This window comes from Klebsiella sp. DY2415 (genome assembly GCF_026314315.1).
Classification (GTDB): domain Bacteria; phylum Pseudomonadota; class Gammaproteobacteria; order Enterobacterales; family Enterobacteriaceae; genus Klebsiella; species Klebsiella ornithinolytica.
On the sequence record NZ_CP111115.1, the window covers coordinates 904,481 to 926,904 of the forward strand.

Sequence of the window (22,424 nt, forward strand, 5' to 3'; positions counted from 1 at the left end):
AGGCGTGCGCTTTGCTACCTGGCGCTTAGCGTCAATGGGATTGATTATATGCATCCCCCTGGTCGCAGGCGCGTTATTTGAGGGCGGCAGTGATGCGCCGCCGGCCGTGGCAGAGGGTAAGAGGCCGGCAATGAGAACCGCAGACTATCTCGCCGATGTGCGGCTGCGCCGCCTTGATGATGCTTTTGCCGGGCCGCCCTTCTGGCGCGTTTCTTAACCGGGTGCGTAAATTATTCGGCCTGCCGCCGGGGGCAGTAAGCCAATGTCGTTGGGGGACTGAGTGGCTGGTTTGTGCCAGGAGGGGACGTTTGCTTTGTTCTCGCTAGATCAATCATAGGGGAGATTAATGGGTACTATTAGTTGTTAATCGACATTACTATGTTTTGCTTATGCTTCATGAATCAAGTGACAGGAGTTATGACATGGATATCAATGAGTTTCCACCGGGAGTAATGGAACATCTTGGCTGGTATGTATACCGACTAATTGATCCAAGGGATGGAAGTACCTTCTACGTGGGTAAAGGGAAAGGGAATCGTGTTTTTGCTCATATGCGTGGTGAGGTCGCCGCGGCTGATGATGATGAATTACTTAGCAACAAACTCAAGCAACTTCGAGAGATAAGATTGGCTGGTCTTGATGTCATCCATGTCATCCACCGACACGGTATGGCTGATGAAAAGACTGCTTACGAGGTTGAAGCCGCACTTATAGACGCCTACCCCGGTTTAACTAACATCATGAACGGTGCTGGCAGCAATGAATATGGCGCTGCACACATCAAAGAGTTAATCGCAACATACCAACCTGAAACAGTCGTGTTTCAACATAAAGTCCTGATGATATCCGTGAACAGAAGTTCAAAGGATGTAGACCTCTATGATGCTGTTCGTTTTAGCTGGCGTGTCAGTGTTGAGCGTGCTCGTAAGGCTGAAGTTATACTGGCTACAGTTAGAGGAATCGTAAGGGGGGTGTATGTGGCTGATGAGTGGCTCAAATCTACCCGTGAGAATTTCCCTGAGATGCCTTCATGGGATGCAGACGATGAGTTTGAATCTACTCAAAAATCCCGCTTTGGGTTCCGAGGAAGAGTAGCATCCCCAGATATATTACAGCATTACCTAGGTAAAAAAATTCCGGATGATCTGAGAAAGAAAGGTGCGATGTCTCCTGTGAAATATTCTCCTGGCTTTTGATTTCTGAATGGGGCTGATTTCTATTCATAGTCACTTTTCGCCCATGGGCGGCCTTTGGTCGCTCAAACCAACCCAACCCTCAGATTCATCCTCTCTACCGTCAAATGCCTCTTTGAGATGTGCCGCCGATCTCACCAGCTGAACGGCCTGACAGGTAACCATACTGGGAAATGGAGACGGCTGAGCAGTCCAGCCCGCTGCCAACGGCCCGCTGCTGCTCATCGAGAGCCGGTGGATTACGCCCGTTAGTCCCGCCGCGAAGCCGAACCCGGAGCCAGGGGTTTTACCCCTGATTCGCCATAGCCATCTGAATTGATATCAGGGCTGAAGTTTAATGGAGAATCCCGACCCGGATGGTCGGGTTTTTCATGCTGGACGGAGCTGAAAATGGATGGGATTTACCCGGCAATGCTGGTGGGATAGCGTCCCGGCGAAAAACGCTGAATAAGATCCTCCAGATTATCGCCAGTGACCGGCGGTGAGATCAGATAGCCCTGAAAGCGATCGATGCCCAACGCCTTCAGCATATTAAATTTTTCCAGGCTATCGACCCCTTCGGCAATGCAGCGGCTACCGGAAAGCTGGCAGTAATAGATCAGGCTTTTGATCAGCGCCAGGGCGTGGGGATCCCGCTGCAGATCGTTGACGATACTGATATCCAGCTTGTACTCATTAAAGCGCACGGTGCGGACTGGAAACAGGACGCTGCTGCGCGAAAAGCAGTCGTCAAGCATGATGCGAAAGCCCTGCTGCTGTAAGCGGGCGATCGTATCGCCCGTTTTACTGTGACGATTGAGATCGACAGTTTCGGCAAATTCCAGTACCAGCCTCTCACCCTGCTGCGGTTCCTGCAGCTGCTGACGGGCCGCCTCCATCATCCGGATAATGTTGCTGTTGTTGGCGATGACCGGCGGGATGTTAACCGCGAAATAATAGTCGCCCGGGTATTGATTGATATTCTGCACGGCCTCCTGCAGGACGAATGCCGTGAGCAGCAGCCAGGCATATTCCGAGCGTATCTGCGGCAGAAACTCGGCTGGCAACAGTACATCGCCATTGCGTCGCCAGCGCGACAGCATTTCGATGCCCTGCAACATCAGGCGGCCATCGGTGATGGGCTGAAACACAGGAAACACTTGCCGGCAGTGAATGGCATGGATGAACTCGCGTTCAAAAGCGGAGAGCGCGGTAACCGCGCTCGTTTTCTGTCCTTTGGTCTGGCTACCGGGAAAACGGTTGGCCAGATGGGGATGATGTTCAACCATCTTTTTCAGTCCTGAGCTTCTCTGGGTGTAGAGGGTTTTGTGACTAAGCCCCCGACGTTGTGCCTGATGATTGATGCTGAATCCCCGCAGCCAGTCCAGCGCGGTGCTCAGTTCCGGTTTGGTCACGCCGGCGGCCGGTTTAGCGCAGATAATCATCTCCTGAGACGCCAGCTGCGCCAGTAGGGGATAGCGTTGTCCGCCGTCGGGTCTGAGCAGCGCCGCCAGCTGTCGACAGGGTAAATCAGAGGCGACGGCCCGTACCCTGGCCAGATGGCGCGGCTTGCCGACCTGATGTAACAGCGTCTGCCACAGCCAGTTGGCCGGGCTGCGGCTGAGGATCAGCATCGGCAGCGGAACGGCGCTGTGTTTCAGCAGCAGCCCCGCCTGCCGCAGAGTGAGCAGCAGCCAGAACGGATCGTCGGGTAAAAAAACCACGATACGCCTGACGGTCACAATATCGGGGATTAACAGCGCCTCATGAAGCTGAGGGAACAGGCGCCTGGGCCGCAGCAGGCCGCCGTCGTCCATCAGGGAAGACAGCCCCTCGGCGGCTATCGCGCAGGGCGAAAGAATATAGTCCACCGGCGGGGAGGCCTGCGTCGCGCAGCCCTTACTGGTAGACAAACGTCACCCCAATAATGGACTGCACATTACCTGCCGTCACCTGACCCGTGGTTCGCGCATAGGTCGCGGTGAGCCCCAGATTGACCGGCGAAGTGCCGACCGTACCCAGCGACACCGTGCTGTTGGCGGGCACGATGCTGCCGTTACGCGTCATCTGTACGCCAATCCCCTGCGCCGCCGACGTCGAAGCGGTATTGCTGAAGATCGAATTGGCGGTATCGGCGGTGGTGCCGGAAAGGTAGTAGCCGAGATTCTGGTTTTGCGCGCAATGAACCGTCACCGGAACGGCCATTGAGCCAGGATAATCCGGAAGCGTTACCGTCACATCGCGAGCGGAGACATCGCAGCCGCCGGTCGGCACCACCACATCATTGTTGGCGTAAATGTTCCAGACAAACTGATAGGAGTCGCTGTTATAGTTGTTGGTCTGGTGAAGAATGAGCACCGCGATCAGGGAACCGGAGGTGATCGCCACCCCGCCAGCGGTGCTGACCGGCGTCAGATAGAGCACGGTAGGCCACGGTTTATCGGTGGTTGAATCATAGATGACCCGCGCGGTTTCCGTGGTGGTGGGGAAGGGATAGGAGGTACCGTTGTACTTTACGGTGCCGGAAAAACTCGACAGCACCCCGCCATAGGCGGAGCCTCGTTGCAGGGTCACGTAGTCGGTAATGGTTTGCGGATAGTCGTTATGGCAGAAGATTTGCGTGGAGAGATCGACCACCAGGTTCTGCCCGACGTTCACCGCCGGCGTCAGGTTGACGTAGACGTTCGCGCTGCCGCCGCCGATGGGGATCGTCGCCCCGGTAGCGGTTTTGCAGGCAAAGGACCAGGCATTAACCGACCAGCCCAACAGCAGCAGCGTGGTCAACAGGGTCATCATTTTTTTCATCAACTTACTCTCCTGATTCAGGCGTAGGTGTAGGTGACGCTAATCACCGCCTGAATGGTTCCCTGGGTGGCGCCGCCGTTAACCGTCAATGCTCTGACCTGCAGCGGGAAGCGGGCGGACTGCGTTGAGTCATCGACCTGGACTGCTTTAGTGGCGCCGTTGTTCAACGTGGTTCCGCCGTCATCCTGCAGCTCCAGCTGGATATTGCCGGCGGTACCCTGGTTTTTGTAATACCCGGTGGCGTCCGCGGTACCGCTAAAGCTGGCGGTGACGCGCGAGGTGCCGATGGGGCAGTTGCTCAGATCGAGCGACACGCCGTGCCAGGCCGAAGCGGCGCCTGCCGAGACCAGACTGAAGGTATACAGGTCGCCGAGCTCGACGGTGGCATTCGTGGTCGAGACCGTACAGGGTTTGGCGACCACTTTGCCGTTAACGGTGATCGTGATATCGGCCGCCTGTAGGGGAGAGCAGGCCAGTGCCAGCGCGCCCGCCAGAAGCCATTCTCGGGGAATGCATTTCATCTCAACCTCCGGTTACTGAAATTCCAGCGTGAATGTCGCTGTCGCGTTGACGTGCCCGGCGGTAACCGGCACCTGGGTGGCCATCAACCGCGCATAAAAGTTCAGGGTATTGGTCTGCCCGGGCGTCAGCGTCGTCCAGGCGATCGCCGTTGAGGGGGCGTTCAGCGGCAGCATCGTCTGCTGACCATTGAGAATCTGCACCCCCATGCCCGCCGCGGCCGACGCGCCGCTGTCCAGCTTCAGTAAGCTGGTGTTGTCGTTATCCGCCACGCCGATGAAGCCCACTTTGACCGCGGTCACCGAACTGCCGCAGGGCGACAGCACGATACGAAACGGCACCACCGGCGTTGTCGCGCCGATGGTGTTGAACTGTTTAGCGGCGTTATCCATCAGGTCGACGGTAAAGTCTTTTGACTCACCCGCCACCGCGCAGGCGTTATCCCGGACATATCCGCTGATGGTAATGGTACTGTCGGCCGCGAAAGCGTTGGCGATGGCCAGCGACAGCACGGCTCCCAGCAGATACAGCGATTTGGTCATCATCATTTCTTCCTTAGCGACAGACGGCAGACAGCTGGCTCAACGCCTGCTGCTGGCTCTCTTGCGGCAGCTGATACTCGGCCACGCAGCTGGCATCGGGGCCTTCACCCCATGTCACCTGCACTTTGCCGGCCAGCGGCATACCGCTCAGATAAACCTGCCCGTTATCGGCCACGATACTGCCGCTCTGGTTATTGGCTGAGGTCACCATGGCGCCAAACGGAACCGGCTTGCCATTACGGGTTAGCGTCATCAGCAGCTTCATGCCGACGTGCGCTTTGAAATCTGCGCGCACGATGGCGCCGTGCGTGGGCACCACGCTGACCACCGCATCATCCAGGTCGACGTTGTCAGCCAGCGTGTTGGTGTCCAGCGCCACGCGGTTTTCACGATATTCGGTGGCGTACGGCAACACCGCATAGCCACGCCAGTCGGTACGCACCCCGGTCTGGTTTTCCACTTTCACGTTGTCGGCCCCCGGAGCCTTAACCAGCACCACCGTATCGTTCAACGGCTGGCTCAAGGTGACGCCGTTGCCGTGGGCAAGCACGCCGCCGCTTACGCCGTAGTACAGCTGTTTCAGGCCATCGCTTCGGCTGTAGCCGACGTTGGCGTTACCGTAGCCGCCGCGATAGTTCAGCGCCGCGTATCCGGTACCGCCGCTCCCGCCGTTGCCGCCGCCGGCATAGCCGGTCTGCACGCTGTAGCTCAGGTTATTGTCCTCCAGCAGCGTGCCGTACAGCCCGGCGAGGTTGGTCATCCGGCCATCGAGGTCGTGCGACATGCTGTAGCTGGCGCTGGCATGGCGCCATACTGATTTGCTGTCCGAGCGCAGCCAGTGGCTGAACGGAATGTTGACGTTGACCGCCAGCATCTGGTCGCGCCCCTGCTGCCAGGCGTTTTTGGTCAGGCTGTAGCTCAGCGTCCAGTTGATGTCGTCAACCGCAGTGTTCAGTCCGGCCTGCAGCTGCTGGTCCGCTTTGCCGGTTGACCAGTAGGTCTGATGGCTGCCGCTCAGGTAGAGCGTGGCGGTGCGTCCCAGCTGCTGGGTGACGCTGACCTGCACCTTGCCGCGTTTGCTGTAGGCGAGGTTGTAGTAGTCGGTGAATTTAGGCTTCACCTGGATAACGCCATCCTGGGTCTCGACGTCGTAGCCGCTCATCCGGCTATAGGTGGTATCGGCAAAGCTGTAATAGCCCCGCGTGGAGTAGCGGTAGCCGACCAGCTGAATATTGGTGCCGACTTCGTTAAGCGATTTGTTATAGAGAAAACGCAGCGACTGCCCCTGATGCTTGCTGTCATCAGGTAGCGTGGCGTTGGCCTGGGTCACGTCCAGCGATACGGCGCCGAACTCGCCCATGTTTTTGCCGACGCCGAGGTTAAAGGCACGGTAGCGGTCGGCAAGCTGGGAGCCGCCGTACAGCGTCCAGCCCGCCGCCAGGCCGTGCAGCAATGTCCCCTGGAAGAATTTCGGCTTCTCCTGCTGGTCGTTACCGCTGCGATATTCCCCCGCCGTCAGGGCGAAGCGCGAATGGCCCTCACGTTGCAGCACCGGCACCGTTGACCACGGCACGGTAAAGACCTGGCGGGTACCGTCGGTCTCTTTGATGGTGACCTGCAGATCGCCGCCGTTCCCGGCGGCATAGAGGTCGTCGATCGTAAACGGTCCCGGCGGCACCGTGCTCTGATAGATCTCATAGCCGTTTTGCCTGATCGAGACCTGTGCCGTCCCGCGGGCAATCCCGTGAATGACCGGGGCGAAACCTTTCTGGCTGTCCGGCAGCATATTGTCGTCAGAGGCCAGCTGGGCGCCGCGGAAGTTGATGCCATCGAACACGTCGCCGTTGGTATAGCTGTCGCCGAGCGTCAGGCGCGAGCGTAGGGGAACAATATCCCTCTCCAGCCAGCTGTTGACGTGCTGCCACTTATTCTCGTTGCTCGATGAACTGCCGCCGCTGCTGTAGCTCCAGGTGGTGTTATCGCGCAGGCGCCAGGCGCCGAGGTTGAGGCCACTTTGCAGATTCAAATAGGCATAGTTGCTGCTGCCGCCGATATCGTTATGGACATTGTTGCCGGTAAAGTTGTAGTTCAGCAGCCCGGCGGTGATGCCGTCATCCCACAGTTCGGGCGGGATATATCCGCGCGCACGATTGCCCATAAAAGCCTGTGGCACGGTCAGATACAGGCGCTGTTGGCCCACGTCAAAACGGCTGGTCGACTCTTTGATCATCTCCGCCATCGGCACGCAGGCATCGGCCGCGAGGGCATTCATACCGGAAACGGCGGCGGTGTTGACGCCCATGCTGGCCAACTGGCCGCGGGTCAGGCAGGGAGCCAGACCGTGGTGGTTCTCTCCGCTCTTAAAGGTGACATCGCGAGTCGTCATAAAGCCGTTATTCAGATAGATATCGACGCGATAGGTGCCCGGTGGCACCTCTTGACCCTTTTCGAAATTCGACAGATCCGCCACTGCGGCAGGATCATCGGCGAGGAAACGCGGGTTAAAGTAAAGTTCCGCCTGCGCGGAAAAGGCCTGCATGGCAAGCAAAAGGGCAAAAGGGAACCGGGCAAAGACGCGAGCCGATCCCGACGCGCGGCGCCGCGCACCCAGGCGGTCCGATCCATATTTCAGATGTGACATAGTCCCTCCGGTCCGAAGTCGCCCGGCTGTCAGTTCTTTTTATATTTCAGGGGAGAACGCTATTTCCCCGTGGTTATTGCAGTGCGCCCTTCATCCGTGGGGTCAGTGCGCCGTAGTCGTTAATCGTCCGGTAGGTGATGTCGCGTCCGGCGTCGGACGGGATTTTTACCGAGGCTTCCCCCATCGGCGGAACCAGCGCATTTTCCAGCACCCGGGTGCCGGCATTGAGTTCGGTCACCGTCAGGTAGTAGGGCGTGGGATTGATCAGCGTCAACGTGTTGGCGCTACGGCGAAACGTCAGCTTCTCTGCCGCCTGATCCGGCGACAGCGCGAGTTTCCCCGGGCGGTAATAGAGCTTGATGCGGCTGATAATCGCCAGCTGCAGCGTGTTATCGCTAAGCTTTGATTTATCCATGGAGGGGATGGCTTTCACGTTCATCCAGAACAAACTTTCCCGATCCTGCGGTAGCTTGTCGTTGGTCGCATCGATTATGCGCAGCGTATTCTCTTTTTTGCCCTGCATAGCGAACAGCGGTGGGGTGATCACAAAGCGCCCGTCTTTTTGTCCGTCGGCGTTTTCGACCCACGACTGAATCAGATAGGTGCTGTTGTCGTCATTGTTGGTCACCGCCAGCTGAACCTGCTTTTGTCCGGCGGGATAAATAACGCGGGTGGCTCCCAGCGCCACGCCCGCTTCGGCACGCGCAGCGAAACCGGCGGTCGTTATCATCAATAAGCCCGCCAGTAAGCAGCGTGTCATCCCCAGTGTTTTTCTCACGTTTTCCCCTTTTATACTCGCCGTTATGTCCTGCATCCGGTATGCCTGCTGGTTAATTACTGATAGGTCAGAGAGAACCAGGCCTGAGCATTTGCGGCTCCGCCGGTAACCTGATGTCCGGTCGCCCGATATTTAGCGACAAAATGGAGCGTGGTGGGGCCGGTATACAGTCGTGACCAGGCGCCCGGTGGGCTGTTGAGCGGAATCAGGCGATCTTCTTTGTCGAACAGCGCGACGCCGATACCGGTTGCGATGCCGGGGCCTTCGCCAACCGAGAGCACGTCCGGATTTTTGCCATCAGCGACGCCATGAAAGGCGACACCAACCCGTTGACTGACGGCGGTGCTGCAATCCTGGAGATGAATATCGAAAGGAACAGGGTCAGTATCTTCCCCTGGCGAATGAAACCGATTGCTGCTGATCTGTCCCATGTTGACCGTCAACTGCTGGTCTCCTGCTTCAACGCGGCAGGATTCGGCAATAATGACGCCCTGAAAGCGCATATTTCCGCCGGGTAACGTCACATTCCACTGGTTTCCGGCCAGCGCGAGCGGCGACAGTAAAAAAAACAGCAGGCCAGATTTCATTCCTTGCATCGTTATCACCCCAGTCCTGTTGTGGATAACGGGCCATCCTGGCCCGAGCAGCGTCCTTGCGTGATGAGTGAATTATTCGTACTGCACTTTGAAGGTTGCGTCGGCGTTAGCAGTACCTGCGGTTGCCGCGCCAGTCGCGTAGTAGCGAGCCTGGAAAGGAATGATGTTGGTGCCGTCGTTCAGCGTGGTTGCTGCACCGAAGGTTGCGCCGTCCAGCGCCAGCGGAGTACCGGTGCTGTCGAGGATCTGTACGCCAACGTTCGTCGCGCCACCGGCTGCAGAGTTCTGCAGTGCCAGAACGGTGGTGTTGCTGCTGTCTACGGCAGTACCGGAGAATGCAACGGAAGCTTTGGTTGCGACGGTAGTATCGCAATCATCCAGCTGGATGTTAAAACCGACCGCAGAGCTGGTGCTGCCTGCAGTAGCGAGTTTGGCTGAACGAACCTGGCCCAGTTGAACGGTCTGATCGATAGAGCCAGCATCAACGGCACAGGCCGCGTTGACCACTTCCCCTTTAAAATGCACTGTGCCGCCATTAACCGTGGTGGTGTCAGCCAGGGCCGCCGCGGAACTCAGAGACAGGGCTGACAGAACAACGATAGCCAGTGTTTTGATTTTCATGCTGTTTTCCTTTAAACAATGTCGATATTACGAACCGAAATTGGCAGTCGTCGTGCCTTCCAGGCATTCCATGTATCAGCCGAATGGTTCGACTGCCGGCTCTGCGCAGTTTTCGCCCAACTGATGAGTCAATTGGGGCCATTTTGACTCATTGAGATAAACACCTGGTTTTTTGGTTTTTTTAGATTGTTGTTAGGTTATTATTCTTTTTATTTATTGTTTGTTGGTTTTATTTTCTGTTTTTTTGTTTTGAAGAAGGTCGGTCATCGGGCGAGGTCAGGGCGGATGAGATGACGGGTAAGCGGAAAGGATGAAGAGATAAGTAAAGTTTCTTAAGGGTAAAATATGATAGTAATCAATCGGATGAATTTAATTCGTGAGAATATATGTACTTGCCAGTTGCAAAAGATTGCAAAACATTTTTATGATATAAACAGTTTGGCCCCAATTGACTTGTTCATTTTTAAATTTATCCTTATTTATCAAATGAATAAATCATTTCTTCGAACCATGAGAATTTTCTTCAAGCAGATTATTTCTTTCCCATAATCCTGCGAAACGCGCGGCATTGCTGGCGGTATAACGCACTGTATGTCGAATATTGCGATGACCCAGATAATCCTGAATTAAACGGGTATCTGTCCCTCTTTCCGCAAGTTCATAGCCGCAGGCATGGCGCAGCATATGCGGGTGAGTGTGGGTAGCGGTTCCGGCCTCTTCGCCGGCGCTACGAATAATCCGATAGGCCTGCTGGCGGGAAAGCTGAGTGCCGCGGCGGGAAATAAAAATCGCATTGGTTTTTTGTGCCGCTTTCCAGCCGGCGCGAACCTGGGTCCAGCGCGCAATAGCTTCCAGCTCGTCGAATCGCAGCGGGTGGATGGTCGAAAATCCATTCTTCAACCGACGGACGTTGATGCGGCCCTCATTGAGGTCAAGATCGCGATAGTGCAGATCGAGCAGTTCGCTGATGCGCATCCCGTGACGAAAGGCCAGCAGGATAAGGCAATAATCCCGCTCTCCGGTTGGACCCTGCCGTGCCGCCTGCATCATTGCCTGAACTTCTTTGGCGGTAAGAAAACGACGTCGATTCACAATACAATGCTCCTGAAATTAATTTGCACGAAGACAGCGTCCTGAAGCAATTATCAGGACGGTTAAAAAATAATCCGCAGTGTTAAAGGCGTATTATATAAAGGTACATATACAGTTCATTCTTCACGTTGCCATGATGTTGAAGCTGTAAAAATAGATGGTCACATTACATTCACACATCGTTAAAATATAGCTACACGACAATTCTTATTTTTATAGATTTTATGGCATATCACAATAGTGACAGCAAGGCTTCTTGCCAGGTACATCAAATTACGAGGAAAAAAAGTGAATGAGAAGCTGGCTTTGGACGGAAAATATAATGCTGAATGGTTTAACCTGACAATAAATAACGAATTGAAATCCTGAGTATTTACAAGGGTTTCAGCAGGAACCGTATTATGTATGAAATAAGAACTTGCGGGAACAATAATCGTAATTAACGCATGGTTAATATTTATTAATGTTTTCAGCGATCGTTGTTCATTTTAACGCCATCAAGAGTATCAGGCGTCAACTCCTTTTGACGCCCGGACCGTCATTGCAAAATGCTGTTACGCTGCTTCTCTTTTACATTGTCCCAGATGCCGTAAAAACGCCCGGCGTTGCTCGCGGTGTACCAGACGGTATGGCGGATATTTCGGTGGCCAAGGTAGTCCTGAATAAGGCGGGTATCGATACCCATATTCGCCAGCGCAAATCCGCATGAATGGCGAAGCATATGGGGATGAATTTCAATCGTTAATCCGGCGGTGCCTCCGGAGGAGGATATTATCTGGTAAAACTGCTGGCGGGAAAGCGGATTGCCTTTACGCGATAAAAACAGCCATTCACTGTCGGCATGCGGATAGGTTTTTCGAATATCCAGCCAGTTTTTCAGTGCCTGAATTTCTTTATTGAGTAAAGGATGGGTAGTGGAAAATCCTTTTTTAAGACGATGGATATAAATACACTTAGAGCGCAAGTCAATATCAGATATTTGCAGGCGGCAAATTTCACTGGCGCGAAACCCATGAATAAAACAGAGTAATGTCAGGCAATAGTTTCGGGCAGCATGTGCTCCGGTGTTCGCCGCTTTAAGAAGCGATTCAATCTCATTCTGAGTAAGGAAGTTCCTTTTTTTGATATCGGCATTATTCTTCATTATATTCCCTTTTAATTGCAGGCGTATATTACGAACTATTCGTTGTCGTCAGGCCAGCTTTGTTGTCCGATTGAACATTTTTTCGCTTATATTTCGCCATCGCGCCAGGCACTTTTAAAACGTGTCACGTACTCCAGCTTGTATCAAGCTGAACCGGGTCATCAGAAGGCGGGTATTTAGTTGAATCATGAAGTATCTCCATGCTCTGGAACGAATGACTTCATGGAATACAATGGATTAAATCTTTTTGGGTTAAACAATGACGCTGTTCCTGGGGGGGAGCATGTCCCGATCATCCTTCATTCCTCCTGGTTGCACACGCCGGTGATACAGGGGCGCAGGGCATCGCTCTGGCGCTAGCCCAACGAATATCGACATCCTGATACATGCCGCTCTGCCATGAGATATCACGACTGGCGGATCTCTTAGCGGACGGGGATGGATAAATCATCTCCGGGTTCTCCCTTGTCGCCTCGGCGCAGGTTGAAGGATTTTTGTGTCTGGTCTGCTAATAATTAAATGCCCGTTAACCTGCCGCCATTCCTTACAAAAGTGAATCCGGCTCTGGCCTGGTGAATATTCCACGAAGCGCTTCGCAGAACGCGAAGAACGATATACTCGCCTGGGTAGCATTCACTGCATCACTACAACAATGATTAAACCATACTGCAAAATTATGTTCGAGAATAGTAATAATAAGCCCGGCGGCACAAGCCTCCTCTCAGCGCGGGACTTAATTTCGGCTAAGGGCCGGAGGGCGATTTCGTATGCGTAGCGCGCTGAAAATGGTGGGGGTCAGGGGGGTTACTGGAGTTATTTGACGCTTTTCGCTTGAGGGTTCTGGCTATCCTGTTGTTTGTTAAGATGCAGTTTTGGGGTTTTATGAAGATTACTGGAGTTATCTGGAGCCTTTCCCCGGTATCACAGAGAAAGGGTGTTTTTTACGGCGAATAGATTCAAACCCTTGCCGCGAAATATGCAGACAGGGCGATGGCCCCCTGTCGAGAGGGCACAAATAACTTAAACCGGTGTGAATCTATTTTGTTCATCCCGCGTCTGCAGCGTTATTTCAGCTGGCTGTAGAATAGCAGGATGGCTATCGCCACCATCATCGCTCCGGAGGTCATGCTGACTCTTCTTGCCACCTCCGGCCGGTGGGTTAATAGCCTTTTTGACCCGTAGCCAACCAGAAAATAGATCAGCGTGCAGGTCAACAGATGAATGCTTCCCAGGGCCGACATTTGCAGTGCAACCGGCCAGCGTCCTTCAGGATCGGTAAATTGTGGCAGCAGGGCGAGGAATAAGAGAAAGACTTTTGGATTCAGCCCGCTAATACATAACCCTTTTAGCGCCCAACGGTTCCAGCTTCCGGCCTGCTGCGTTGCGGCGTCAGGCGTGGTGGGGTGACGCAAAATCGCGATCCCTAGCCACAGCAGATAGGCTGCGCCCAGCAGCGTGATCAGCGATAGCACCAGCGGGTGACCGGTAACGGCCACGCCGATCCCGGCGATCACGATAATGGCCGCCAGCAGATGCCCGGACATCAGTCCGATCACCGCGGGAAGCACCCGTTGTCCGTGGATGCCGGCGCTAATGGTATAGGCCCAGTCGGCACCGGGTGTGATGATCAGCAGGAAAGAGACAACCCAGAACCCGGCGATAAAACTCATCTCCATGACCGGCTCTCTCCACCGTGTTTCAAGGTATTGCGCATAACGATCCCCCGTCGGTATCCGTATTCTGTAGAGGAAAAGAATATCGGGATTTACGGGAAATAAGTTTTCAATGTTATGCTGAAAACCCCCTGTTTAAGAGAAAATCTTCCAAATGGATAGCATAGATCGAAAAATTATTGCTGAGCTGCAATCCGATGGTCGTCTGTCGATTACCGAGCTGGCTGAACGGGTCAATTTGAGCCTCTCTCCCTGTCATCGACGGCTGCGGGCTTTAGAGCAGGAAGGGGTTATCACCGGCTATCGGGCCAACCTCGATCCCCTGAAAATGGGCTTTAATTTCCTGGCCATCGTGTTTGCGACCTTAAAAGAGGGTGATAAAAAAGCGGTGAGCGCGTTTGAAGAGGCGGTTGAAGAGATCCCTCAGATCGTGCTGGCCCAGCGGCTGTTTGGCGATCCGGACTACCTGATGCACGTGGTCACCCGGGATCTCCCGGCGTTTCAAAAACTCTATGATGACAAGCTCTCGGCGATGCCCGGGGTGCAGCATTTGCGCTCGACGCTGGTGATGAAAACCGTGGTGCAGGATCGTCCCTTTCCGTTGGAAAGCTTAAACCTGACGCGCTGATTCGCCCCGAGGCAGGCCGGCATTTCTGATAACAGGGGAGGCGTTGTGCTGAATCTCAAGGCGCGGGGGAAGGCGGGCGCGGTAGCCACGCCTGCCCGTGCGCGCTTAACTTACCATTTTTCGTCGCGCGCATCCTGGCGGCCATCGCGACGGTTATCGCGTTTATCCTGGCGGCAGCTGGCGTTGCTTTGATTATTGTCTCTGACGCACTGCTGTTTGGCATCGCGTCCGCCCTGGCGTGAATCCTGGCGGGTATCGCGTGCGTCCTGGCGGTTATCACTGCGGTAAGTCGCGTTAGCCGAGAGGCTCGGCAGCAACAGCGCTGCGGTAACCAGAGCGAGAAGGAGTTTTTTCATAAATATTGCCTTTCTGATAAACCAAACATACTGATATATGAATAATAATTAAGCGTTATTGTGGCGTGGAAATATTTTTTATTTCTCGGCAATAAGTGCCTGTTTATTCATTGTTTTGTTTAAAATTAAATTTATCAGAGCGGCGGCAGGCAATCGCCTCAGCCGGTGGTTCTGGTTGCCGGAGCGGCGCGCATCCCTGCGGACCGATCCGAAGGGATTTACAGCGCCGGCTGCTGCTGGCGCGGCGTCGCGGGATGACGAATGCTGAACAGCGCCACCAGGGCCAGCAGTGCAAAGGCCAGCAGCATCAGCGCCACCGGGACGTAGCTGTCCCATTTCATTAAAAATGCGACCGCCAGCATCGGGCTTATCCCGCCGGAGATAACGGCGCCAATCTCGTGGCCCAGCGCCAGACCGGTATAGCGCACTTCAACTGGAAACAGCTCCACCATCATGCACGGCTGGGCGGCGATCATCGCCCCGTGACATACCGGCAGCGCCAGCAGCATCGCCAGCAGAATCGCCGGGAAGCTATGCATTTGTAGCAGCCAGAAGAACGGGAAGGCGACCAGCGCCATGCCGGTCACGCCAATATAGTAGAGCGTTTTCCTGCCGATACGGTCCGACAGCCAGCCCCAGCCGAGAATCGTGGCGATCTCCACCGTCATGGCAAGGGTCACGGCGGCAATCACCTGGCTGGTCTCAATGCCGATATGTTTGCAATAGACTACGGAAAAGGTGAAAAAGATGTAGACCGCGCCGTTTTCCGCCAGCCGCAGACCAATGGCCTGCAAGATCGCTTTCGGGTGATGTTTAAAGGCGCTGAGCACCGGCAGCTGCACCTCCCTCTCCCCGGAGGCATGTTTTCGGGCGACAAACTCGGCATTTTCCTCAATGTTGCGCCGGATATAGACGCCGACCAGAAAGATAAACAGGCTCAGCAGGAAAGGGATGCGCCACGCCCAGGCCAGCACATCTTCCTGCGGCAGCAGCTGCACCAGATAAAAAGCCAGCGAAGAGAGTACAAATCCGCCGGAGACCCCCACCTGGCTCCAGGCGGTGTAGTAGCCTTTTTGTTGCGCCGGGGCATTCTCACTCAGCATCAGGACGCCGCCGCCCCATTCGCCGCCGGAGGCGACGCCCTGGATAAAACGCAGGGTTATCAGGGCGACTGGCGCCAGAATACCGATGTGTTCATAGGTTGGCAGCAGACCAATCAGAAAGGTACTGGCGCCCATTAACGTCAGGGTGATAATCAGGGTCATTTTACGGCTGTATTTATCCCCGAGATGACCAAAGGCAATGCCGCCCAGCGGCCTGGCGATAAAGCCGATGGCAAAACCGGAAAAGGCCAGAAAGGCCCCGAGCAGCGGATCATCGGTTGCCGGAAAGAACAGGGGGCCGAAGACCAGCGCCGCCGCCGTACCGTAAAGAAAAAAGTCATACCATTCCAGGGAGTTACCCAGAAAAGAGCCGATAATCAATTTGCGCATTGATTGGGGAGTGCTAACCGGCGTATCGCTTGCAGTTCCAGACATCACATCTACTCCAGTACAGGTGAAAAGAGGGCGCCGAAGAGCTGACGCCATGATGCAACCCGAAGCGTATGAGGGCGGCATTATGCGATAGGGTATTTTTCGTTAGGGTGAACCTTAGCGGTACGGCTGCGCGCTAAGGGTATGGAACTGGCGGTTGAACCACACCAGCCCGTCGCCGGCCTGGTGATGACGAATCTGTCTGACCTCGCAATAAAACACGCTGTGACTGCCCACTTCATGGCTGGTAGAAATGGTGCAGTCGACGTTGGCGACGGCCGTCGCCAGCACCGGTGAGCCGGTTTCCAGCGTCAGCCACTGGTCGTGTAAAAAACGCTCTTCCGAACGCAGCTGGCTATTGGCAAAGATGGCGGACAGGTTTTGATGCTGACCGGAGAGCACGTTCACGCACAGCACGCCGTTCTCTTTAAATTTGCCATGGGCGAAAGAAGAACGGTTCATACAGACCAGCAGCGTGGGGGGCGAATCGGTGACGCTGCATACGGCGGAGGCGGTAAAGCCAAAGCGGCCTGCCGGACCATCGGTGGTGATGATCGTGATAGCGCTGCCCAGTTGTGCCATGGCGTTACGGAAATCAGATGTCAGGTTCATAGCGGTATCCGTTATTTCAGTTTGACGTATTCGAAGCTTTCGATAACCAACCGGGGCGTTTTGGCCCGCGAACAGCACAGCAGGATCTGGTCGTTATCTTCGCGTTCTTCATCGGTTAAATACTCATCGCGGTGATCCGGCACGCCGCTGCACACATTGGCGAGGCAGGTTCCGCAGACCCCCTGTTCGCAGGAGACTTTGACCTTGATCCCCGCATTTTTCAGCGCGGCGACAATGGTTTCGTTCTCCCCGACGGCAACGGTGAGGCCCAGCTCGGGGACCTCGACGGTAAAGCTGGCGCCGCCGGTTTCCACTTCCCGGTTAAAAAACTCCTGATGCAGTTGTTCGGGCGGATAACCGCAGCCGCGCGCCGCATCGGCTATCCCGTCCATAAACCCTTCCGGGCCGCAGACGTAGACGTGAGCGGCGGCGCGGTGCGGGGCCAGCACTTCGTGAGGGCGGATTTTTTCTCCTTCCTCGCTGATGTGCAGATGGACGCGGTCGCTAAAAGGGCAATCCGCCAGCTCGTGCAAAAAGGCCATCCCGTCGCGGCGCCGCCCGCAATAATGGATAGCGAAAGATTTTCCGGCGCGGAACAGCGTATCCGCCATCGCCAGCATCGGCGTAATCCCGATCCCGCCGCCAATCAGCAGGCTGTGGCTGGCATCCATCTCAAGCGCAAACAGATTGCGCGGCGTGCCGATCGTCACCGTGGCGCCGACCTGGAGCCGATGCGCCGCCAGCGATCCTCCGCGCGATGTCCGATCCTTGAGAATGCCCAGGCGATACTGCTGCGGATGATGAGGGCTGCCGCACAGTGAATACTGGCGAACGATCCCCTCCTCGAGATAGAGATCGATATGCGCCCCGGCGCTAAACGGCGGCAGGGGAGCGCCGTCCAGCGAAGCCAGGGTCAGGACCACCACATCGGCGCCCTGGATTTCGCGTTCTGCGACGCGTACGGTCAGTGTTTCAGCCATCTTTCTTCTCCACCCTGACAGGGCTTAACGCATATAGATGCCGCCGTTGATATCCCAGGTCGCCCCGGTGATAAAGGTGGCGGACGGGTCGGCCAGCAGCTCTACCGCGCGGGCGACCAGCAGCGGATCGCCCAGGCGTTTCATCGGGATCATCTCCAGCAGCGCCGGCATTTTTTCTTCCGCTACCGCCGCATGAACGGACGGTAAATCGAGCGGGCCGGGGGCTATGGCGTTGACGCTGACTCCGGCGGCGCTCAACGCGCGGGCAAACACTTTCGTCAGCGTCAGAATGCCGCCTTTCGAGGCTGCATAATGGGCGCCGGAGGCGGTGCCGCCGTTTTGTCCCGCCAGCGAGGCGAGATTGATAATGTTGCCCTGTCGGCGTTGACTAAAATAACGGCCAACAATCTGACAGCCGAGAAAGGTGCCCCGCAGGTTGGTGCTGGTGACGCGATCGAACTCCTCAACGGAGATCTCCATGATCGGCGTGGTCAGCGTGAGCGCCGCGTTGTTCACCAGCACATCCAGCCCGCCAAATCGTTCGTCGATCTGCGCCAGCGCAGCGTGAAAGTGTTCGGGTTCGCGGATATCCAGCGCCAGGGGCAGCAGCCGCCGTCGATCGGTATCGATCTGCCGGGCCCCCTCGCACGCGATGTCGATGGCGATATCCGCCATCGCCACCTGATAACCCAGCTGCCACAGATGGCGGCTAATCGTCAACCCGAGGCCGCTGCCGGCGCCGGTTACGAGTACGGTTCTTGTCATTGCAGCCTCACAGGATGTAGCCAATGCTATGCAGATAATCGTCGGCGTTAATCAGCCGGACGACCTTCTGCGCGATAAGAAAGCGCTCGCCCTGCGGCACCAGGGTGTAGCTCAGGTCGGCGACGTAATGGTGTTCTTTGCCTTTGCGGTACTCATACAGAAACTGGGCGCAGCGGATCTCGACACGCTGGTCGCTGGCCTCGATCAGGCGGTGGCGGCCGATCATGCGGATGGTGCGTGCGCGCGGCGTCGTCGAGATCGACTCGCCGCTGTACAGACGATGGACGCGCTTCTCGCGCATGGCCTGGTTGTCATAGGCGTAATTCAGCGCGTTGGCGAAATCGATCGTCTGCCGATCGACAGGAATGATGTACATCCCCTGCGGCTGCCACAGCGTCAGCCACTCGTGGAATTCGCCCTGGTCGAGCAGGTCCGCCTCTTGATTAATAAAGTGAATGGCGGCGGTTAAAGTCTGTTGTGCGCTCATTTTTGCCCCCGGTTTTCTGCGGTCATGTACTTTTTCCACTGCTGATAGGCGGCACGCATGCCGGTTTCGGCGCTGACGTCGCTGCGCAGTCCATCGGCGGTGCGCGTCTCTCCCGGCAGGCCGCGATTGAGCATGATCCACAGATCGTTGCCCGCGCCGCCGCCGCGCTGGACGCGCTCCCAGGCTTCAGAATCATCCGGCGTGCCAAAGCCCATCGGGCCCTGGAAGTGTTCATGCATCCGCAGACGCGCCTGGTTGGCAATCGCCGGGCCATCTTTCATCGTCAGCACCACGTGGTGGATTTCGGTCTCCTGCACTGAGACGGGTTGCAGCACGCGGAAGAACGCCATCGAGCAGGCAACGTTGGGGAACAGGTTCAGGTTGAAGCCGCTGCCGCCCACGGCGCGGACGATGCGGCGCACCTGCTGCTCTTCGTGGCCCTCTTCTCGCAGCGCCTGAGCCAGTTCAAGGAAGCGATCCGGCACCGGCGCATCGAGATTCTCTTCAAGGTCAATCAGTTCCGGGATCATCACCATCACGCTGTGGCCGTTTCCGAGATCTTCGACAAAACCTTTGCCGTCAACGAAGTTGAGCATCTCTTCCGTTTGCTTATCGACGGAGCTCAGAAAGGACTTATGTACGATGGGAAAGTGATAGCCATCGGTGGTATTTTCCAGTTGAATCTTCCAGTTGCCGGGGAAGCGGAAGCGGTGGGCGGTGGTCGCCTGCAGCGGGTAGCCCGCCCCCTGTTTCATAAACAGATCCATCCATTTCATGGCCGGTCCGAGGAAGTCGGTCAGCGGTTCCATCTGCTGGTTGAAGGTGGCGAAAATCATTCCCGCGTAGCTTTCGCTGCGCAGACGCACCATGCCGAGCTGCGCTTTATCCAGGGTATCGCCGTAGCTTTCCGGATGCGGTACGCCGCGCAGGGCGCCGTCGAGGCCGTAACCCCAGCCGTGATAGGGGCAGACAAAGCTGTTGGTTTTGCCGCTGCGGTGTTCGCAAACGGTGGCGGCGCGGTGGCGACAGCGGTTCAGCAGGACGTTGATGTTGCCTTTGCGATCGCGTACCACGATGACCGGCTGCGTTCCGACCATAGAGGACTTAAAGCTGCCCGCGTCCGGGACTTCACTTTCGTGTCCGACCCAGACCCAGGTCTGGTTAAAAATCTTCTCGATCTCAAGGGCGAAAATGTCGCCGGAGGTGTACAGCGAGGTATGAACCCGGTCGGACTGTACCAGGGCGCCCAGCGTGGCGGCGTCGTAGCCGCTCTCAATATTTTTTACCGGAATACATTCAGACATTGCTTAATCTCCTGAGTCTCGGTGATGTTTCTGCGGGCAGAGGCATCGGCTGCCCGCGGAATCATTCCGGGGACCGCGTAGTGTCGGGTACGGGTAAATCCACCGGCGAGTGCCAGTAATCCACCGGACGACTCAATAAGTTACGGGTGGTGAAATGGTCTATGAGCCAGCGCTCGCCTGCTTTTTTAAAGCGAATCACCAGTTCTGCGCTGTTGAGATGCGACCCTCCGGCGCGAAAGGTGGAAACCTGTAACATTTTCCAGCGCCCGATAGCCTCATTCTCTGCGCCAATATCAATATATTCGGACGTTAAATAATGAACGTTGATGGCAAAGTGTGCGGGCTCGCTAATATAACGGGCCATCATTTGGGCAATGTTCTTTCGCCCGGAATAACGTCCCAGTTTGTTTTGGTATAAACTGCCGAGGCCTTCCCAGATAGCATCTTCACAAAATAAGTCAGCAATTTCCTGCGCGATATCCGGATAAGATAAATCGTCACATAAATGCATATATTGACTCATCAGGTTGCGAATCTGATTGGCCGCTTCGAGTTTATCCAGACGCTGCAGACACTTTTCCAGATTCATAAGTTACGCCTGAATAATTAATTCGCGCCCGGTACGAGCTTCAACTTTGCAATATTTCCACAGCCGGTCTGGTCCCGGGCCGACCTGAATGCTGCGGAACAGATTGCAGGCGGCGGTGACGGCGTCAAAATCATGCGCATCGGCGAGGACGTAGGTGGTCCACGGCCAGCCGGTAGAAGGCCCGACCATTACCCGATCGTCATCCATATTGCCGATAACCTGAATGCCGTCAGTGTGTTCGATACCTTTCATCATCTCGCCAAACGCGGCCCAGACCTGTTTGCCGACCTCCGGGGGGGCATCGAAAAAGTTTTGATTTACGCCAATACAAAACAGAACGCGGATCATCGTCATACTCCTTAAAGGGTTATAAATAGCCGGGCAGCGGCGGGTGGCCGAAGAACATATTTCCGGCGTTGATATAGGTCAGCTCGCCCATAAAGGCGTGCTGAGTGATGACCATCGTGTCGCGGGCGTAGCGCTGGAGCGGGCTGCGCATGGTAATACCGGGCATTCCGGCCAGCCTGAGCGCGCGGGTGGTCACCGATGAAGAGACGCGGGTAACGTGCGTCGATGACAGGCGCAGGGCGTTGATCATCCCGGCATCGGGTTCATCGCCGCGTAAAATGACCTGCCAGACATCGTCGATGGCATCGTAAAACCAGCAGCGGGCCGAGCGCAGCTCCGCTTCACAATGGGCAATATCCATCTGCGCAAACTGGCGATCGGCCAGACAGGGGGCGCCGGTGACCGAACTCTGGCGTTCGGCGATGGCATAGATTTCGGCCAGCGCGGCGCGGGCGATGCCCAGCGCCACCACTGAGAGCACCTGCGTCGCCAGCGACAGCACCGGGTAGCGGTAGAGTGCGCCCTCGAGACTGAGTTCGCCGCCGCGGATAAAGGTCCACTCCTGGGGGACAAACGCCTCCTTGAGCACCACGTCATGACTGCCGGTCCCCGCCAGACCCACGGTATTCCACACCGGATCGATGATGAAGCGATCGGCGGGGAGCACCGCGATACGCGGCAGCGGACGAGCGGAGCCGTCGTCCGGCAGAATACCGACGCCAATCAGTTCGGCTCCGGTACAGCCGCTGGCGAAGCTCCAGCGCCCGCTGACCTGAAAACCGCCGTCCTGAGCGATGGCTTTCTGCGGGGGAAAAATACCGCCGGCAAACACCACGTCCGGGCCGTGGCGATAGATCTCATCCAGCGTACTGAGCGGCAGGCCGCCGAGGTAGAAGGGATTCATGCCAAAGCTGGCGACCCATCCGGCGGAACCGTCGGCGGTGGCGATGGTCTCAATCAGCTGACAGAATTCGGCTGGCGAGATTTCATCGCCGCCATATTGCGTGGGCACCAGCGCACGATAAACACCAGCCTGTTTAAAACGCGAAATAATATCGTCAGAGATATAGCGTTGTTGTTCGAACTCCTCGCTGCGCTTTTTTAATTCGTCGAGCAATTCGCTGAATTCACTATTACTGGCGTACGGGGTCTTTTCCGCACGCAGCGTTGCAGATGGGTTTAACATACGACTGAGCCTCTTCCAGTTAAATAGAATAAATATTTATGTCCGTCATGT

General features: G+C 55.9%; 23 protein-coding genes. 2 read left to right on the top strand and 21 right to left on the bottom strand.

Features of this window, described 5'->3' with window-relative positions; all coding sequences use genetic code 11:
• The first annotated feature begins 422 nt into the window (after window positions 1–422).
• Window positions 423–1,196, top strand: a complete 774-nt coding sequence (locus OQV00_RS04340) for an LEM-3-like GIY-YIG domain-containing protein (RefSeq protein ID WP_044347349.1) — start codon at window positions 423–425, stop codon at window positions 1,194–1,196.
• Between the two features lie 398 nt (window positions 1,197–1,594).
• On the opposite strand, the gene OQV00_RS04345 is transcribed toward OQV00_RS04340, so the two are convergent.
• The 11 genes from OQV00_RS04345 to OQV00_RS04395 form a co-directional block, all read right to left on the bottom strand.
• On the bottom strand, window positions 1,595–3,043 hold the full coding sequence (locus OQV00_RS04345; protein WP_004867305.1) for an EAL domain-containing protein: 1,449 nt from the start codon (window positions 3,041–3,043) through the stop codon (window positions 1,595–1,597).
• A gap of 28 nt (window positions 3,044–3,071) precedes the next feature.
• The gene (locus OQV00_RS04350) at window positions 3,072–3,968 is read right to left on the bottom strand and encodes a fimbrial protein (RefSeq protein WP_054829215.1); all 897 of its coding nucleotides are present in this window, start codon (window positions 3,966–3,968) and stop codon (window positions 3,072–3,074) included.
• A 26-nt stretch (window positions 3,969–3,994) separates the two neighbouring features.
• Entirely contained in the window at window positions 3,995–4,498 is a 504-nt protein-coding gene (fimG, locus tag OQV00_RS04355; protein WP_015585803.1) for a type 1 fimbrial minor subunit FimG, read from the bottom strand.
• 12 nt (window positions 4,499–4,510) lie between these two features.
• Entirely contained in the window at window positions 4,511–5,041 is a 531-nt protein-coding gene (gene fimF, locus OQV00_RS04360; protein ID WP_015585804.1) for a type 1 fimbrial adaptor subunit FimF, read from the bottom strand.
• A gap of 10 nt (window positions 5,042–5,051) precedes the next feature.
• Window positions 5,052–7,679 (bottom strand): fimbrial biogenesis usher protein, encoded by a 2,628-nt coding sequence (locus OQV00_RS04365; protein WP_015585805.1) that lies wholly within the window; start codon window positions 7,677–7,679, stop codon window positions 5,052–5,054.
• A 73-nt stretch (window positions 7,680–7,752) separates the two neighbouring features.
• A complete protein-coding gene (locus OQV00_RS04370) occupies window positions 7,753–8,493 on the bottom strand; it encodes a fimbria/pilus periplasmic chaperone (RefSeq protein WP_004867293.1) in 741 nt (246 codons plus the stop codon).
• Window positions 8,494–8,513: 20 nt separating this feature from the next.
• Window positions 8,514–9,053: a type 1 fimbrial minor subunit FimI gene (gene fimI, locus OQV00_RS04375; protein ID WP_032718216.1), complete on the bottom strand. Its 540-nt coding sequence runs from the start codon at window positions 9,051–9,053 to the stop codon at window positions 8,514–8,516.
• 72 nt (window positions 9,054–9,125) lie between these two features.
• Window positions 9,126–9,674, bottom strand: a complete 549-nt coding sequence (gene fimA, locus OQV00_RS04380; RefSeq protein WP_004867288.1) for a type 1 fimbrial major subunit FimA — start codon at window positions 9,672–9,674, stop codon at window positions 9,126–9,128.
• Between the two features lie 495 nt (window positions 9,675–10,169).
• Window positions 10,170–10,766, bottom strand: coding sequence for a type 1 fimbria switch DNA invertase FimE (gene fimE / locus OQV00_RS04385; protein ID WP_004867283.1), 597 nt, complete (start codon window positions 10,764–10,766; stop codon window positions 10,170–10,172).
• A gap of 538 nt (window positions 10,767–11,304) precedes the next feature.
• Window positions 11,305–11,910, bottom strand: coding sequence for a tyrosine-type DNA invertase (locus OQV00_RS04390; protein WP_015585808.1), 606 nt, complete (start codon window positions 11,908–11,910; stop codon window positions 11,305–11,307).
• Window positions 11,911–12,974: 1,064 nt separating this feature from the next.
• Window positions 12,975–13,586, bottom strand: a complete 612-nt coding sequence (locus OQV00_RS04395) for a LysE family translocator (RefSeq protein WP_032690846.1) — start codon at window positions 13,584–13,586, stop codon at window positions 12,975–12,977.
• Window positions 13,587–13,737: 151 nt separating this feature from the next.
• On the opposite strand from OQV00_RS04395, the gene OQV00_RS04400 reads away from it, so the two are divergent.
• Complete coding sequence (locus tag OQV00_RS04400; RefSeq protein WP_004867276.1) at window positions 13,738–14,211, top strand: Lrp/AsnC family transcriptional regulator; 474 nt, start codon at window positions 13,738–13,740, stop codon at window positions 14,209–14,211.
• 110 nt (window positions 14,212–14,321) lie between these two features.
• On the opposite strand, the gene OQV00_RS04405 is transcribed toward OQV00_RS04400, so the two are convergent.
• The 10 genes from OQV00_RS04405 to OQV00_RS04450 form a co-directional block, all read right to left on the bottom strand.
• Window positions 14,322–14,567, bottom strand: coding sequence for a hypothetical protein (locus OQV00_RS04405; RefSeq protein ID WP_004867273.1), 246 nt, complete (start codon window positions 14,565–14,567; stop codon window positions 14,322–14,324).
• 218 nt (window positions 14,568–14,785) lie between these two features.
• The gene (locus tag OQV00_RS04410) at window positions 14,786–16,060 is read right to left on the bottom strand and encodes an MFS transporter (RefSeq protein WP_015585811.1); all 1,275 of its coding nucleotides are present in this window, start codon (window positions 16,058–16,060) and stop codon (window positions 14,786–14,788) included.
• 159 nt (window positions 16,061–16,219) lie between these two features.
• Window positions 16,220–16,714 (bottom strand): flavin reductase, encoded by a 495-nt coding sequence (locus OQV00_RS04415; protein WP_032690848.1) that lies wholly within the window; start codon window positions 16,712–16,714, stop codon window positions 16,220–16,222.
• Between the two features lie 11 nt (window positions 16,715–16,725).
• Entirely contained in the window at window positions 16,726–17,694 is a 969-nt protein-coding gene (locus tag OQV00_RS04420) for a PDR/VanB family oxidoreductase (RefSeq protein WP_032718204.1), read from the bottom strand.
• Between the two features lie 24 nt (window positions 17,695–17,718).
• The gene (locus OQV00_RS04425; RefSeq protein ID WP_088883681.1) at window positions 17,719–18,459 is read right to left on the bottom strand and encodes an SDR family NAD(P)-dependent oxidoreductase; all 741 of its coding nucleotides are present in this window, start codon (window positions 18,457–18,459) and stop codon (window positions 17,719–17,721) included.
• 7 nt (window positions 18,460–18,466) lie between these two features.
• Window positions 18,467–18,946: an aromatic-ring-hydroxylating dioxygenase subunit beta gene (locus tag OQV00_RS04430; RefSeq protein WP_266279891.1), complete on the bottom strand. Its 480-nt coding sequence runs from the start codon at window positions 18,944–18,946 to the stop codon at window positions 18,467–18,469.
• Window positions 18,943–20,250 (bottom strand): aromatic ring-hydroxylating oxygenase subunit alpha, encoded by a 1,308-nt coding sequence (locus OQV00_RS04435; RefSeq protein WP_004867258.1) that lies wholly within the window; start codon window positions 20,248–20,250, stop codon window positions 18,943–18,945. The genes OQV00_RS04430 and OQV00_RS04435 overlap by 4 nt, the downstream gene beginning before the upstream one ends.
• A gap of 61 nt (window positions 20,251–20,311) precedes the next feature.
• Window positions 20,312–20,839 carry a nuclear transport factor 2 family protein gene (locus OQV00_RS04440; protein WP_004867256.1) on the bottom strand — a complete coding sequence of 176 codons (528 nt, stop codon included), beginning with the start codon at window positions 20,837–20,839 and terminating at the stop codon, window positions 20,312–20,314.
• 3 nt (window positions 20,840–20,842) lie between these two features.
• Entirely contained in the window at window positions 20,843–21,187 is a 345-nt protein-coding gene (locus tag OQV00_RS04445; protein ID WP_015585816.1) for a hypothetical protein, read from the bottom strand.
• Between the two features lie 19 nt (window positions 21,188–21,206).
• Entirely contained in the window at window positions 21,207–22,373 is a 1,167-nt protein-coding gene (locus OQV00_RS04450) for an acyl-CoA dehydrogenase family protein (protein ID WP_032718200.1), read from the bottom strand.
• Window positions 22,374–22,424 lie beyond the last annotated feature (51 nt).

Bases quoted from the DNA above. Each gene is read 5' to 3' on its own strand.
- OQV00_RS04340 (WP_044347349.1), top strand. From the start codon at position 423: ATGGATATCAATGAGTTTCCACCGGGAGTAATGGAACATCTTGGCTGG.
- OQV00_RS04350 (WP_054829215.1), bottom strand. From the start codon at position 3,968: ATGATGACCCTGTTGACCACGCTGCTGCTGTTGGGCTGGTCGGTTAAT.
- fimG (WP_015585803.1), bottom strand. From the start codon at position 4,498: ATGAAATGCATTCCCCGAGAATGGCTTCTGGCGGGCGCGCTGGCACTG.
- fimF (WP_015585804.1), bottom strand. From the start codon at position 5,041: ATGATGACCAAATCGCTGTATCTGCTGGGAGCCGTGCTGTCGCTGGCC.
- OQV00_RS04365 (WP_015585805.1), bottom strand. From the start codon at position 7,679: ATGTCACATCTGAAATATGGATCGGACCGCCTGGGTGCGCGGCGCCGC.
- OQV00_RS04370 (WP_004867293.1), bottom strand. From the start codon at position 8,493: ATGCAGGACATAACGGCGAGTATAAAAGGGGAAAACGTGAGAAAAACA.
- fimI (WP_032718216.1), bottom strand. From the start codon at position 9,053: ATGCAAGGAATGAAATCTGGCCTGCTGTTTTTTTTACTGTCGCCGCTC.
- fimA (WP_004867288.1), bottom strand. From the start codon at position 9,674: ATGAAAATCAAAACACTGGCTATCGTTGTTCTGTCAGCCCTGTCTCTG.
- OQV00_RS04390 (WP_015585808.1), bottom strand. From the start codon at position 11,910: ATGAAGAATAATGCCGATATCAAAAAAAGGAACTTCCTTACTCAGAAT.
- OQV00_RS04395 (WP_032690846.1), bottom strand. From the start codon at position 13,586: ATGGAGATGAGTTTTATCGCCGGGTTCTGGGTTGTCTCTTTCCTGCTG.
- OQV00_RS04400 (WP_004867276.1), top strand. From the start codon at position 13,738: ATGGATAGCATAGATCGAAAAATTATTGCTGAGCTGCAATCCGATGGT.
- OQV00_RS04405 (WP_004867273.1), bottom strand. From the start codon at position 14,567: ATGAAAAAACTCCTTCTCGCTCTGGTTACCGCAGCGCTGTTGCTGCCG.
- OQV00_RS04410 (WP_015585811.1), bottom strand. From the start codon at position 16,060: ATGCGCAAATTGATTATCGGCTCTTTTCTGGGTAACTCCCTGGAATGG.
- OQV00_RS04415 (WP_032690848.1), bottom strand. From the start codon at position 16,714: ATGAACCTGACATCTGATTTCCGTAACGCCATGGCACAACTGGGCAGC.
- OQV00_RS04420 (WP_032718204.1), bottom strand. From the start codon at position 17,694: ATGGCTGAAACACTGACCGTACGCGTCGCAGAACGCGAAATCCAGGGC.
- OQV00_RS04425 (WP_088883681.1), bottom strand. From the start codon at position 18,459: ATGACAAGAACCGTACTCGTAACCGGCGCCGGCAGCGGCCTCGGGTTG.
- OQV00_RS04430 (WP_266279891.1), bottom strand. From the start codon at position 18,946: ATGAGCGCACAACAGACTTTAACCGCCGCCATTCACTTTATTAATCAA.
- OQV00_RS04435 (WP_004867258.1), bottom strand. From the start codon at position 20,250: ATGTCTGAATGTATTCCGGTAAAAAATATTGAGAGCGGCTACGACGCC.
- OQV00_RS04440 (WP_004867256.1), bottom strand. From the start codon at position 20,839: ATGAATCTGGAAAAGTGTCTGCAGCGTCTGGATAAACTCGAAGCGGCC.
- OQV00_RS04445 (WP_015585816.1), bottom strand. From the start codon at position 21,187: ATGATCCGCGTTCTGTTTTGTATTGGCGTAAATCAAAACTTTTTCGAT.
- OQV00_RS04450 (WP_032718200.1), bottom strand. From the start codon at position 22,373: ATGTTAAACCCATCTGCAACGCTGCGTGCGGAAAAGACCCCGTACGCC.